The organism is Arthrobacter sp. AG367 (assembly GCF_007828995.1).
GTDB lineage: Bacteria > Actinomycetota > Actinomycetes > Actinomycetales > Micrococcaceae > Arthrobacter.
In genome coordinates, this window is the sequence record NZ_VIVE01000006.1 from 152952 (window position 1) to 167147 (window position 14196).

A 14196-nucleotide genomic window follows, 5' to 3' on the forward strand; every position below is an offset into this window, starting at 1 on the left:
AAACTTAAGTTCTACTCTTTGTAGAAGGAGCGGCCCGAGATTTCGGATCGCACGCCATCTTTGAGAAACTGGTAAACATGCCCCAAGCCACTGTCCATCTGCTCCGCCACGGCGAGGTCCATAACCCCGAGGGCGTTCTCTACGGACGGCTTCCCGAATTCCACCTCTCCGAACTGGGGCAGGAGATGGCCCGGACGCTCGCCGAATACTTCCGGCAGCGCGCCGAACGCGGCGCCCGCATCACCTACCTGGCCGCCTCCCCACTGGACCGCGCGCAGGAAACGGCGCGGCCGACGTCGGAAGCCCTGCAGCTGCAGGTCCACACCGACGAGCGGATCATCGAAGCGGAAAACTACTTTGAGGGCATGAAGGTCACCAAGGCCGAACTCCGCCGGCCCAGGCACTGGCCGCACCTGGTCAACCCGCTGCGCCCCTCCTGGGGCGAACCGTACAAGGAGCAGGCCGCGAGGGTGGCGGCCGCGGCGCAGGACGCCCGGCTGCGGGCCATCGAGCTTGCTGCCGGCGACTTCGGTGCCCACGGCCCCGAGGCGATCCTGGTGAGCCACCAACTGCCGATCTGGGCTGCCCGGCTCAGCGCCGAAGGCCGGCCCCTGTGGCACGACCCACGCAAGCGCGAGTGCACCCTGACGTCCGTCACGTCCCTGGTGTTCGACGACGACGGCTCGCTTTTGCGGGTCGAGTACAGCGAACCCGCGGCGTCCCTTCTTCCCGGTGCCGCCAGCACCCCTGGAGCCTAGAAGTGAGCAACAACAACCTCCCCTCCCGCCGCAGCATGCTCGCCGCCGGCGGCATGGCCCTGACCGCGCTGACCCTGGGCCTCTCCGGCTGTGCCCAGGAGGATGCGCTGGCCAAGCAGGCCAAGGCGGGGGACAACAAGAACTATGTGGCCGGCGACGGCTCCGTGACAGAGTTCGCCGCCGGGGACCGCAAGGAAGCCGTGCAGATCCAGGGTGCGCTTTTCAACGGCACTGCGGTAACCCCGGCCGACTTCCAGGGCAAGGTGAGCGTCCTGAATTTCTGGTTCGCCGCCTGCGCGCCGTGCCGCGTGGAAGCTCCCCTCCTGGAAGCGCTGCACCAGGAGTTCAAGGACCAGGGCGTGCAGTTCTTCGGCGTCAACCTCCGGGACGAGAAACCCACGGCGGAGGCGTTCGAAAAGACCTTCAACCTGACCTACCCGAGCTTTGACGACAAGGACGGAAGCGTCCTGCTGTCCGTGTCCGGCCTGGTACCGCCCGGCGCCGTGCCCACCACCCTGGTCCTGGACAAGCAGGGACGGGTGGCCTCGCGCGTCCTCGGCGAGATCGAGAAGGGCACCCTGAAAGCCCTCATCACCGCCGCCGTGGCCGAGTAGGGCGGGCCGGGACCATGAACAGCCCCTTCGCCGAAGCCATCCTCAGCGGCTCCATCCTGCTGGCCATTCCGGTGGCACTGCTTGCCGGACTGGTCTCCTTTCTTTCCCCCTGCGTCCTTCCCCTGGTTCCTGGCTACCTGGGTTACGTCACGGGCCTGAGCGGCGTGGACCTGCAAAAGCAGAAGCGCGGCCGGATGCTGGCCGGGATCGGGCTCTTCGTCCTGGGATTCTCGGTGATCTTCGTCCTGCTGGGCGGCGCATTCGGCCAGTTGGGCACCCTCATTACCGGCAGCCAGAATGCCTGGATCACCCAGCTCCTGGGGGTCCTGGTGATCATCATGGGCATTGTCTTCATGGGCGGCTTCAGCTGGCTCCAGCGGGACGCAAAGATCCACGCCAAGCCGCCCGCCGGGCTCTGGGGAGCACCGCTGCTGGGCCTGACCTTCGGCCTGGGCTGGGCGCCGTGCATCGGCCCCACCTACTCGGCCGTGCAGCTCCTCAGCCTTTCCGGCGGCTCCTCGGCCGCCAAGGGCGCCTTCCTGGCATTCGTCTACAGCCTGGGACTGGGCATTCCGTTCCTGGTGATCGCGCTGGCCCTGCGCCGCGGAATGGGCGTCATGGCGTTCTTCCGCAAGCACCGCGTTGCCATCCAGCGGACCGGCGGCGGAATCCTGGTGGTGCTGGGCCTGCTGATGGCCACCGGCGTATGGGGAGCCTGGGTGACCGGGCTGCAGTACTGGTTCCAAACCGACGTGAAGTTGCCGATCTGATGAGCGAGCGTGTGAACGTAAAGAAGAAGCAATCCGCCCCCGTAGCGGAGGCAAAAGCCCAGGCCGCCCTTCCGGCCCTGGGCCCCAAGGGCATGCTGCGGTGGGCCTGGACCCAGCTGACCAGCATGCGCACCGCGCTGTTCCTGCTGCTGCTCCTCGCCGTCGCCGCCGTCCCCGGATCCCTGTTCCCGCAGCGGCCCGCCAACCCGGCCGTGGTGACCCAGTACATCAAGGACCATCCGGACTACGGCAAGCTGCTGGACTCCCTGCAGCTCTATGACGTCTACTCCTCGGCCTGGTTCTCGGCGATCTACCTCCTGCTGTTCATCTCGCTGATCGGCTGCGTGGTGCCGCGTGCCATCGCCCACTACAAGGCCATGCGCTCCCAGCCGCCACGGACGCCGCAACGCCTGTCCCGGCTGCCGGAATACGGCACCCTGGTGATTCCCGCCCGCACCGGCATCCCCGCGTCGGAGGCCATCAACAGTGCGGCCGGACTGCTGCGGAAGCGCGGCTACCGGGTGGAGGTCAGGGACGCCGACGGCAACCGCCCGTCCCTGGGGGCCGAGCGCGGCTTCCTGAAGGAAGTGGGCAACCTCGTCTTCCACACCTCGCTCATCGGCGTGCTGGTGGCCGTGGCCGCAGGCGGCCTGTTCGGCTACAGCGGCCAGCGCATCCTGGTGGAAGGCGACACGTTCGTGAACACCCTGGTGGGCTACGACCAGTTCAACCCGGGCACCAACTTCCAGTCCAGCCAGCTGCAGCCGTACTCGCTCCAGCTGGACAAGTTCAACATCACGTTCGACCGCGAATCCAAGGGCAAGTTCGGCCAGCCCATCGACTTCGCCGCCACGGTGACCACCAAGGAAAACCCGGACGCTCCAGCCAAGCAGGAAATCCTGAAGGTCAACGATCCCGTGACCCTGGGCGGCACCAGCATCTACCTCACCGGCAACGGCTACGCACCGGTGGTGACCGTACGGGACGGCGCCGGCAACGTGGCCATGCAGGGCCCGGTGGTGGCCAAGCTTCAGGGCGATAACTACTACTCGTCCGTGGTGATCAAGGTTCCGGACGCCCAGCCGGACCAGCTGGGGTTCGTGGGCTTCTTCCTCCCCACCGCGTTCGTGACGGACAAGAACGTTTCGTTCAGTGCCGACCCCGAACTGTTCAACCCCCAGCTGACCCTGAACTCCTACTACGGGGACCTGGGCCTGAACACCGGTGCCCCGCAGAACGTCTTCGAACTGGATGTCAAGAACCTGACGCCGCTCAACGCCAGGAACCTGGCGGCCGGCGGCATTACGCTGGCACCCGGCTCCACCTTCACACTGCCGGACGGCAAGGGCACCATCAGTTTCGACGGCGTGAAGCGGTACATCGGCGTGGACATCCACCACAACCCCGGGCAGGTCTACGCCCTGGTCTTCGCTTTGCTGGCCGTGGCCGGCCTGATCCTCTCGCTCTACGTCAACCGCCGGCGCGTCTGGGTGCGGACGGGCACCGCCGCGGACGGCCGCACCATGGTGGAATACGGACTCCTGGCCCGCGGCGAGGACCACCGCCTCGCCGGGGAGGCGGCAGCGCTCCGGAAACTGTTCTCCGCCGAGTGGCAGTTGCCGGAAGACACCGAAGACACTGGCCAGTCCCAGCAAACTCCCAGCCGGCGGAGCGATAATGTCGCAGGCTCCGCCGCTAATGCCGCAGGCTCCGTCACCACCCCAGCAGGCCCCACCGGGCCCGAAAAGGACCAGTAATGCCATTTGGAATCAATGAAACCATGGGCCAGTACAGCGAACTCTTCATGCTGCTGGCGGCGGGTACCTACACGGTGGCCTTCATCGCCTTCGCCTGGGACCTGGCCAAGAGCAGCAAGGCGCTGCGCGCTGTGGACCTCAGGGCCGCGCAGGCCGGTGCTGCCGCCAAGGTCCCCGTAACCGCCGGCGTTGCTGCCGGAGCAGGGGCGCGCGAAGGATCCCGCGGTGTTGAGGCCCGACTGGACGGGCCGGCCGGACGGGCCGAGCGCCCGTCGTCGTCCGCCGCCAAAGCCAGCGGTGCAGGAACCGGAGGCTTCATGACTGCCGACGGCGACATGAAGTACGCCGCCGAGCGCCGGGTTCCGGCGCGTGTTGCGGTGGCCGTGACCACCCTTGCTGTCGTCATCCACGGCGCCGGCGTGGTCACCAGGGCCCTGGGCGCAGGCCGGGTGCCGTGGGGCAACATGTACGAATTCCTCACCACCGGCGCCTTCCTGGTGGCGGCCGTGTTCCTGCTCTCGCTGATCCGCCGCGACCTCCGCTTCCTGGGCACCTTCGTGGTGGGCCTGGTGATCATCATGCTGGTGGCTGCCTCGGTGGCGTTCTGGACCCCCGTGGGACACCTGGTTCCCGCCCTGCAGAGCTACTGGCTGGTCATCCACGTTTCCATCGCCGTGCTCTCCTCGGCGCTGTTCACCCTGACCTTCGCGATGTCCGCACTGCAGCTGGTGCAGACCCACCGGCAGAAGACCGTGGCCGCCGGCGGTGCCGACAAGCTCGGCTTCATGCGCCTGGTGCCCTCCGCGCTGAGCCTGGAAAACCTGTCCTACCGCATCAACGCCATCGCCTTCATCGGCTGGACCTTCACCCTCATGTTCGGTGCCATCTGGGCGGAAAAGGCCTGGGGCCGGTTCTGGGGGTGGGACACCAAGGAGGTCTGGACCTTCGTGATCTGGGTTGTCTACGCCGGCTACCTGCACGCCCGGGCCACCCGCGGCTGGACCGGAACACGGGCCGCCTGGCTGTCGATCGTGGGCTACCTTTGCGTGATCTTCAACTTCACCATCGTCAACCAGTTCTTCAACGGACTCCACTCCTACTCCGGCCTTTAAACAAGGGCCTTTCGGCCCCTAAAACGGGGGTTTCCGGGTCCTAAAACCGGGGGCGCAGTCGAGAGACGGCAACGGTCCGATAAATAACCATTCGATGTAGCAACAGGGGTGTTCCCCGGTCCTTCGGAAATGCTACGTTGGTGACGTTCCCTGTGATGAAGCTTGCAGGTGGACCACCAGCCTTTCGAGGTACCCCAATGAGCTACGCTCTCGCCGTTGACGTCGGGACCAGTTACACGGCAGCTGCCGTTGTGCGCTTTAACCAAGGTCCCAACGCCGTGCCCGAATGCCTGCCCCTGGGCACGCGTGGAGCGTCTGTGCCCTCCGTGGTGTACTACCCGGAGGAAGGCGCGGTCCTGGTGGGGGAGGCGGCAGAACGCCGAGGACTGGACTCTCCGGAACGCGTGGTCCGGGAATTCAAGCGCCGGATTGGCGACGACGTACCCTTCGTCCTGGGCACCCTGGTCCTGCGGCCGGAGGACGTCTATGCCACCGTTGCCCGCTGGGTGGCGGACCGGGCCACCGAGCGTGAGGGGGGCCCGGCGTCGGCCATTTTCCTGACCCACCCCGCAGCCTGGGGCAACCACCGGCTTTCCGTCGTCCGCGACGCCCTCGCCGCGCATGGCCTGGAGAACGTCACGCTCCTTGCCGAACCCGAGGCCGCAGCCCTGCATTACGCCTCCCAGGTGCGCGTGGAGGAAGGCAGCACCATCGCCGTGTACGACCTCGGCGGCGGCACGTTCGACACCGCCGTGCTGAGGAAGTGCGGCAGCAGCCGCTTTGAGCTCCTGGGGCACCCGGAGGGCATCGAGGACCTGGGCGGCGCCGACTTTGATGCCGCAGTGTTCCGGTACGTGGCTGCGCACACCGGGAACGCCCTGGACGATCTGGACACTGGTGACCCGGCGGTGCTGGGGGCCCTCACCCGGCTCCGCCGCGAATGCGTCGAGGCCAAGGAAGCACTCTCCGCGGACAGCGAATCCACCATTCCGGTGCTCCTGCCCGGCATCCAGCAGCAGATCCGGCTGGTCCGTTCGGAATTCGAGGCGCTGATCGAAGAGCCTGTACGGGAAACAGTGGAGGCGCTGGAGCACTCCCTGGCCCAGCTCCACCTGGTTCCGGCAGACTTGTCCACGGTGCTGTTGATCGGGGGATCGTCCCGGATCCCCCTGGTGGCCCAGGTGGTGTCGGAGGAGCTGGACCGGCCTATCGCTGTGGATGCCGATCCCAAGTCCTCCATCTGCCTGGGGGCGGCAGTGGCAGCCGTCCTCGCCCGCACGGCCGCAGTGGCGGCAGCAGCTGACCCGGCAGAAACTGAAGCGGCCGCCCGGGAGGCGCCGGCCGCCGTCGTACCCTCCGACGTGCCGCCCGCTCCAACCGGCCCGGGCAGGCCCAGTTGGTCGCGGAAATATACGACGGCGGCAGGCGCCCCGGCAGGGCCAGTCGCCGTCCGCGGTGCCCGGCGCGGGGCGCGGGGCGCGCACGCGCCGAAGCCCACCGTCCGCGTGACCGCCGTGGCCGCGGCTGCTGCGGTCCTGACGGTCCTCACGGCAACGGCCGCGCAAAGCCCGGACGGTTTCGGAAGCCTGACTGCCATGTTCGTGCCGCAGGCCGGTGCCAGTACCACGGGAGGCTCCGCCGGCACCGATGCGGGCGGTTCGGACGCCGCCGGTGCAGGGGAGTCAGCAACCCCGGCCGCGGTGGCCCAACCACTCGCGGGCATCGAGGCCAGCGCCAGGAAACCCCTTGCTCCAGGGACCGGACTGGAAGCATCTGCCACGCCCCCCGGCGGGCAGGCGGCCGGCAACGACGGGCCGGCGGCTGGAAGCAGCGCGATTGCTGACGGGCCTGTCGTCGCAGCGGCGGCAGTCCCCGATGCGCTTGCCGGCTCCGGGGGGACAACGGGTGGGTCAGGCGTTGCTCCCGAGGCCGTTACGGTGGTTCCCACGCCCGCTTCCGACACCCCGCAGGCGGGCGGTTCCGCCGACCCCACACAGAGTGAAGGCACCCCAACGCCCACCGACTCCGGGACGGCTGACCCGACGACTCCTGCGGCGACTGATTCGCCCACGGCAACTGAATCGCCTACACAGGACGACACCAGCCAGCCCACGCAGACAGAGAGCCCAAGTGCCACAACTGCCCCGGATCCCTCGATGACACCAACGGAGGTGGCCGTGGAAGCTACCGGCAGCCCAGCGCCGCAAGTAACACCGCTTGAACCCGAAACCACGTCCGCCGCAGCCGCCGTTGAAACGGCCACGACCGCCGCTCCGGGGGCCTGAGATGGACGGGCAGCTTCAGGACGGACAATTCCAACGGGAGGAACAACCCGGGGCGGCGTCTACGGGACCGGACCACCAGGGGCACCCGCTGCACGCTGCCGAGCAGATGGCCAAGCAGCTGAAGGGTGCCAACGCCGTGGTGCGGGAACTGCTGCTGGCGCTCTCGGTGGGCTTCGCACTGCCGGGGCCGCTGCCTGCGGACCTGCAGCAAAAGTTCGGCAGCGGCGGGGCGGAGGACCTGGATGTCCTGGTGGACCGGGCCGAGGCCGCGGGACTGCTTGGGCCGGACGGCACCGTGGTGGGGACCGCGCAACACGCACTGCTGGCTGCCACACCCATTGCCAAGGTGCACGCGCTCCAGCGTGAGCTCGTGGGCGTCTACACGGCCGCCGGACAGCGGTTGGGTAACCTTGCCCGCGAGCTTGCCCGCGGCGGGCTCACCGACCCCCGGGTGGCTGCTGAACTGGAGCTGGCCGCGGACAGTGCGTTGGAGCATAACCCCCGGCTCGCATCGCAGCTTTACGAGGAGGCCCTCCTGGCGGGCGCCGATCCGGTAGCGACGGCAGCCCGCCGCGCGCAGGCGGCGGCCGGTGATGGTGAGCTTGATGCGGCTGCGCGCATCATTGACACCCTCCTGGTCAGCGCCGACCCGCGGGATGTGCGCCGGGGTGCGGATGTGGCCGCCTCCGTGTGGGCGCAAAGGGGCATGCTGGCCCGCGGGGCCGATGTTTACAACTGGTTGGGCCCCGAGCGTGTGGGCGTATCAGCGCCCCTCGCCGCCGTTGTCCTGATAGGAGTCGGAGACCGGTCTGGGGCGGAGGCGTTCTTCCAGCCCGCCGCGCCGGCAGCTTCCCCCACCCTTCTTGCCGCCACGCTGGTCCAGACGGGGCAGGGGGTCTTCGCATCCCTGGGGGAGAAACCACAACAGGGCATCTCCGTGCTGATCCATGCCTCGGACATGCTGAACTCGGCAGGCATATCGCTTCCGCTGCCGGAAACGCCGGCTGCGCTGGCAGCCTTGCTGGCCCTGCACACCGGTGAGCCGCACCTGGCGGAAACCGTCTGCCGGGCAGCGGCCGCTGCCGGGCAGGGAGGCAATGCCGCACAACCCAGGCTGCTGCTGCTGCAGGCCTGGGCGGACATGATGCAGGACAAACTCGAGGATGCCCGGCTTGCCGCCACGGAAGCCGCCAAGGCCAACCATTGGCCGCTGGTCCCGCGCGACGAGTTCATGTGCGCTGCACTTGAGGTGGGGCTAGCCCGGCGGAACGGTGACGTGCCGGAGCTCCTCAGGGCGTGGGAGCGGGCCCGCGAGGCCATGCTCCATACCTCGGTGGACCTCTACAACCTCCTGCCGTGGGGGGAAATGCTGATTGCTGCTGCCCGCCTGCGCGAAACGCGGCGCGTGGCGCACTACCTGGAAGAAGCCTGGAAGCTGCTGGGGCGCCTGGACGAACCCGCGCTGTGGGCCGTTCCCCTGCACTGGGCCGGCGTCCAGGCCGCACTGCTGAATGAAAGCCCCGCCGATCTTGCTCCGCATGCCACTGCACTGGCCCGGGCCTCCGTCCACAGCCAGCTTGCCGCAGTCTTGGCCACCGCGGGAAAGGCCTGGGTTTCGGTGCTCGCCGGCCGCTTCCGTACTGCCGACGTGGAGGGCGCGGCCCGGCTGCTGGGCGCTGTAGGAATGCCCTGGGAGGGTGCAAGGCTGGCCGGCCACGCTGCCGCACGTGCTGACGAGCGGCGGGACATGATGCGCCTGCTGTCCTGCGCCCGGGACCTCCACCCGCAGGGCAACCCGGCCGGTGCCGCGTCAGGGGCCGCCATCCAGGCAGGAACCCCCGCCGACAACGGCGGCAGGGCGCACCAGCCGGACGGCTCCGGACTGAGTGAGCGGGAAAAGGAAGTTGCCAGGCTGGTGCTTGAGGGCAAAACCTACCGGGAAATCGGTGAGGCCATCTACATCTCGCCCAGGACGGCAGAACACCACATTGCCCGGATACGCCGCCGCCTGGGCGCTGAAAACCGGTCTGACCTGCTGGCCCGTTTACGGGTGGCCTTGGGCGTTGAGAATTCCCAGCACATGAACCCGCAACAGGAGTAGTCCCTAATGCCCCTAGCCGCGGACCCGGGAGCACCCCGGTACGGCTTCCACCGGTAGGGGGAATGCGCCCGATGCCCAGTCTCCGGCAGCGAACCTAGTTTTGAAGCAGCCAGACACGTTCCGCCGGATGATCCGCAACTCGACGAAGATGTGAGGACCACTCATATGCCAACACTCGCAAACGACCTTGTTCAATTCCTGATGCACCTCTTTGGCAGCCGCAAGGCAATCCAGGCGTTCCTGGACAACCCGGAGAAGACGCTGGCCGAACACGGCCTGGGCAACGTGTGCTTGGCCGACGTTGACGCTGCAATGCCTGTTGTCCTCGACTACGCTCCCATCACCGTCAACGCCTCGTCGTTCGAACGCGAATACAACACAGGCGGCAGCAGCGCATGGGCGGGCGCAGGTGCGTCGGCTGGCTCTGTGTCAGCGGGTTCTGTGGGGGGCGCAACAGCCATCCACGCCGGAAGCCAAGGAATGGTACATGGCATCCCGAACTACGACCAGGACGACCACGCCCACGCAGTACAGCAACTGCACAACGTGATAAACCACTTCTCCTACACCACCAGCACCACCACGGTTGACGACCGGGACACCATGACCGACCAGTCCGTCAACCAGAACATCTGGGCGCACGGAGACGTGGAGCAGTGGTTCGACAACGACGCCGTGGTGGCCACCGGGGACCGGGCAGTCGCCGCCGGCGATGACGCCGATCTCAGGGACTCGAACAACATCAGGGATTCCTACAACACCGATAACTCCACGGATAACTCCACGGACAACTCCATCCACGCCGGCGGGGACGTCGGCATCGGCAATGAGGAGACTGACATCTCGGACTCCTTCAACACCGACGTCGGCCTGGATGTTGACGACTCCTTCAACGACAACTCGGACAACTCCGACTACTCGGACCATTCGGACCACTCCGTCAGCACCGATACTGACCTCGATGTCCGCGACTCGTTCAACGACAATTCCGACAACTCCACCCAGGCCTCGGTGGAGGTGGAGGACTCCTTCAACCAGGACAGCTCCAGCACCACGACGCTGGAAGATTCGTTCAACCAGGACAACTCCACCGCCAGCACAGTGGATGTCAACGTGGAGGACTCCTTCCAGGACAATTCGGCCACGAGCATCGTGGAGGACAACGTGGTGGTGGCAGACAACCAGTTCGATTTCACGGAGGACAATTCCAGCCACACCGATATCGACCAGGACAACCACACCACCATCGACGATTCAGTGGTTGACGACTCCACCGTCCTGTAACACGCTGTTTCCGGGAGGCGAACCGCCCGGCAGGAGGCATCCCACCTTCTGCCGGGCTCTTCCCGTATTACCGAAGGCGCACTGGACACATTTTCCGCACTGGAACGAGGGGCACGCTGTGGCAGAAGCAGGACCGGCAAGGGCAGCGGGGCCCATGACGGCCGGCCAGCTGGTGAGGCTTGTTGACGAGGGCCTGCAGCTGGTGGGCGGCGGGGAGCGTGCGGACCTGCGCAGGAGGCTGGAGCAGGCCATGGCACGGCTGCAGGATCCCAGCATCCGGGTGATTGTGGTGGGGGAGTTCAAACAGGGGAAGAGCAAGCTCATCAATGCCCTGGTGAACGCGCCGGTGTGCCCGGTGGATGACGATATTGCCACCTCGGTTCCCACCATCGTCCGCTATGGTGAACCGGCCTCGGCCGCCGTGCTGGTCCCGGCAGCTGAAAAGGCGCCCGGGGAGGCTGCCGCCGACGGCCGGGAAGGAAACGTTGAGCGCCGGCCCGTCGACCTGGCAGAACTGCCGGCCCTCGTCTCGGAGCAGGGCAATCCGGGAAACAGCCTGAAGCTTGCGGCCGCGGAGGTCTGCCTGCCCCGACGGATCCTCACCGGTGGGCTCACCATCATCGATTCCCCTGGGGTGGGCGGCATGGGCTCCACCCACACCCTCACCACCCTTACCGCCCTTCCCACCGCGGATGCCATGCTGCTGGTCTCGGACGCCTCCCAGGAATACACGGAACCGGAACTGCGGTTCCTGCGCCAGGCCATGCGGATTACGCCCAGCGTTGCAGCCGTCCTTTCCAAGACGGACCTCTACCCGGACTGGCGCCGCGTAGGGGAACTGGACAGGACACACCTGGACCAGGTGGCACCGGACATTCCCCTGTTTCCCGTCTCCGCGGACCTCCGCCTTGAGGCCTCCCGGCTCCAGGACAGCGAGCTCAACGCGGAATCGGGCTTTCCCGGCCTGGTGGCCCATCTGCGCAACGATGTGGTGGGCAAGGCGCAGCGCATCCAGCGCCGCTCCGTCAGCCAGGACCTGCTGTCCGTGACGGACAACCTGCGGCTGTCCCTGCAGTCCGAGCTTGAGGCCCTGGAGAACCCTGCGGGTACGCCGCAGATGCTCGCGGACCTTGAGCAGGCGAAAACAGAGGCGGACGACATGCGGAAACGGTCTGCGCGCTGGCAGCTGACCCTCAGCGACGGCATCAACGACCTCATTGCCGACATGGAATACGACCTCCGGGACCGCCTGCGCCGGATCCAACGGGAAGCCGAGTCGGCCATCGACCAGGGCGATCCCGGGCCGGTCTGGACGGAATTTTCCCAGTGGCTCGAAGATTGCGCCGCCGCGGCGGTGTCGGACACCTTTGTCTGGACCAGCGAGCGGTCGCAGTGGCTGGCGGCGCAGGTGGCGGAACATTTCGCTGCCGACGAAGTATCGCTGCCCGTCCTGCACGTTGCCGATTCAGGGGACGCGCTGGATCCGGTCGACCAGATGGCGGAACTGGACCCGGGCCGGGTCAACCCAATCCAGAAAGTCCTGATCGGCATGCGCGGCTCCTATGGCGGCGTTCTGATGTTTGGCCTCCTCACAGGTATTTTCGGGATGGCCCTGATAAATCCCCTGTCGGTGGGCGCCGGACTGCTGCTGGGGCGCAAGGCCTACCGGGAGGACAAGGAAACGCGGCTCAAGCGGCGCCAGGGCGAGGCCAAGGCGCTGGTGAGGCGCCAGCTCGACGACGTGACGTTCCAGGTGGGAAAGCAGCTCAAGGACAGGCTGCGCCTGGTCCAGCGGACCATCCGGGACCACTTCACCGACATCGCGGACGAGTACCACAGGTCATTGTCGGATTCGGTGGCCGCGGCCCAGAAGGCCGCCAAATCGTATGCCGAGGAGAGGGAAGGGCGGATCCGGGAGATCAGGGCCGAACTCAAAAAAGTGGATGCGCTGCACCGGGCCGCGGAAGCCGTGGCCGCGGAGGTCATGGCCGCCGGGACCCGTGCCGGGGCGGGCGTTGGATGACGCCGTCCACCACGGCCGGGGCAGCCGGACTGATCCGGGAAGCGCTGGAGGTCTACGGCGACGACACCCAGGCTGCCGAAGCGCTGCGCGGCTACGCGCGGCGGCTTGCCGAGCCATTGCGGATTGCCATTGCCGGCATGGTGAAGGCAGGAAAGTCTACGCTCCTCAACGCCATCATTGGTGAGGAGATCGCGCCGACGGACACCGGCGAATGCACGCGGATCGTCACCTGGTACCGGCACGGCCACACTCCCCGCATCACGCTCCACCCCGTCACTGGGGAGCCCCGGAACCTGCCGTTGAAACGCGTGGACGGGCGCCTGGTCTTCGCCCTCGACGGCGTCGAGGCGGAGGAAGTGGAACGGCTCGACGTCGAATGGCCTGCGCCGGCCCTGCAGGCCATGACGCTGATCGACACCCCCGGCATCGCTTCCGTGTCCCAGGACGTGTCCGCACGGTCCATACGTTTCCTGACTCCGGAGGATTCGGCGTCGGAAGCTGATGCCGTCATCTACCTGATGCGCCACATGCACGCGTCCGATCTGAGGTTCCTGGAATCCTTCCGCGACACCGCGGCGGGCCGCTCGGGTACGGTCAACGCCATCGCGGTGCTGTCCCGTGCCGACGAGGTGGGAGCCGGACGGATCGACTCCCTGTTGTCCGCCGGCAGCATCGCGGAAAGGTACAGCCGGGACCCCAACCTCCGGAAGCTGGCACTGGGCGTTGTCCCGGTGGCCGGACTCCTGGCCCAAAGTGCCCGCACCCTGCGCCAGCCGGACTTTGAGGCCCTCCAGTTGCTGGCCACCCTGGACCGGGCCGCGCGCGAACGGATGTTGCTGTCCGCCGACAGGTTCCGCCGGTCCGGGGAACCCGTGGCACTGACGGAAGAGGCACGGTCCTCACTGCTGGAGCGCTATGGGCTTTTCGGTATCCGGCTGGCCGTGGTCCTTATCCGCAATGGCTACCCCGAGCCAACGCCCCTGGCCCATGAGCTGGCCCGGCGCAGCGGCCTGGATCCGCTGTTGGAGGTGCTGGACCGGCAGTTCCAGGCGCGGGCGGAAGCGTTGAAGGCCAGGACCGTGCTGGTGGCGGTGGGGAACCTCCTGGACAGCCGCCCCCGCGAGGGAACGCAAGAGTTGGCGGCGTCCCTGGAGCGCGTCCAGGCCAACGCGCATGAGTTCCGCGAACTCCGGCTGCTGGCGGCCCTGCGCACTGCCGGAGTGGACCTGGCTCCCGAACTGGCGGCGGAAGCTGAACGGCTCATTGGCGGCCGCGGCGCGGCGGCATCCCTGCGGCTCGGCATGGCGCCTGACTCCGGTCCGGACGTGCTGGCCGCTGAGGCGCGGCGCTGCCTGGCGCGGTGGCGCAGGGTCGCTGAAAGCCCGCTGACGGCCAGGTCCGCTGTTGAAACGTGCCGGGTGGTGATCCGCAGTTGCGAGGGTGTCCTTGCGGATTTCGCAGCCAGGGACGCCCAGGCGCAGTCAGCGTAGGG

At 67.4% G+C, this 14196-nt stretch carries 10 protein-coding genes; all 10 read left to right on the forward strand.

Annotated elements, in window-relative coordinates; all coding sequences use genetic code 11:
- Positions 1-77 precede the first annotated feature (77 nt).
- Complete coding sequence (locus FB478_RS15835; RefSeq protein ID WP_026265708.1) at positions 78-758, forward strand: histidine phosphatase family protein; 681 nt, start codon at positions 78-80, stop codon at positions 756-758.
- A 35-nt stretch (positions 759-793) separates the two neighbouring features.
- A complete protein-coding gene (locus FB478_RS15840; RefSeq protein WP_056393113.1) occupies positions 794-1372 on the forward strand; it encodes a TlpA disulfide reductase family protein in 579 nt (192 codons plus the stop codon).
- Positions 1373-1386: 14 nt separating this feature from the next.
- Positions 1387-2142 (forward strand): cytochrome c biogenesis CcdA family protein, encoded by a 756-nt coding sequence (locus FB478_RS15845; RefSeq protein ID WP_144601093.1) that lies wholly within the window; start codon positions 1387-1389, stop codon positions 2140-2142.
- Positions 2142-3899, forward strand: a complete 1758-nt coding sequence (locus FB478_RS15850; protein WP_144601094.1) for a cytochrome c biogenesis protein ResB — start codon at positions 2142-2144, stop codon at positions 3897-3899. Before FB478_RS15845 ends, FB478_RS15850 begins: the two co-directional genes overlap by 1 nt.
- Positions 3899-5011: a c-type cytochrome biogenesis protein CcsB gene (gene ccsB / locus FB478_RS15855; protein WP_018768891.1), complete on the forward strand. Its 1113-nt coding sequence runs from the start codon at positions 3899-3901 to the stop codon at positions 5009-5011. Before FB478_RS15850 ends, ccsB begins: the two co-directional genes overlap by 1 nt.
- Positions 5012-5208: 197 nt before the next feature.
- Positions 5209-7296, forward strand: coding sequence for an Hsp70 family protein (locus FB478_RS15860; protein ID WP_144601095.1), 2088 nt, complete (start codon positions 5209-5211; stop codon positions 7294-7296).
- A 1-nt stretch (position 7297) separates the two neighbouring features.
- The gene (locus FB478_RS15865; protein WP_144601096.1) at positions 7298-9397 is read left to right on the forward strand and encodes a LuxR C-terminal-related transcriptional regulator; all 2100 of its coding nucleotides are present in this window, start codon (positions 7298-7300) and stop codon (positions 9395-9397) included.
- Between the two features lie 165 nt (positions 9398-9562).
- Positions 9563-10681: an IniB N-terminal domain-containing protein gene (locus FB478_RS15870; RefSeq protein WP_056392675.1), complete on the forward strand. Its 1119-nt coding sequence runs from the start codon at positions 9563-9565 to the stop codon at positions 10679-10681.
- A 154-nt stretch (positions 10682-10835) separates the two neighbouring features.
- Positions 10836-12704, forward strand: a complete 1869-nt coding sequence (locus FB478_RS15875; RefSeq protein ID WP_018768887.1) for a dynamin family protein — start codon at positions 10836-10838, stop codon at positions 12702-12704.
- On the forward strand, positions 12701-14194 hold the full coding sequence (locus tag FB478_RS15880; protein WP_056392677.1) for a dynamin family protein: 1494 nt from the start codon (positions 12701-12703) through the stop codon (positions 14192-14194). Before FB478_RS15875 ends, FB478_RS15880 begins: the two co-directional genes overlap by 4 nt.
- The last annotated feature ends 2 nt before the right edge of the window (positions 14195-14196 follow it).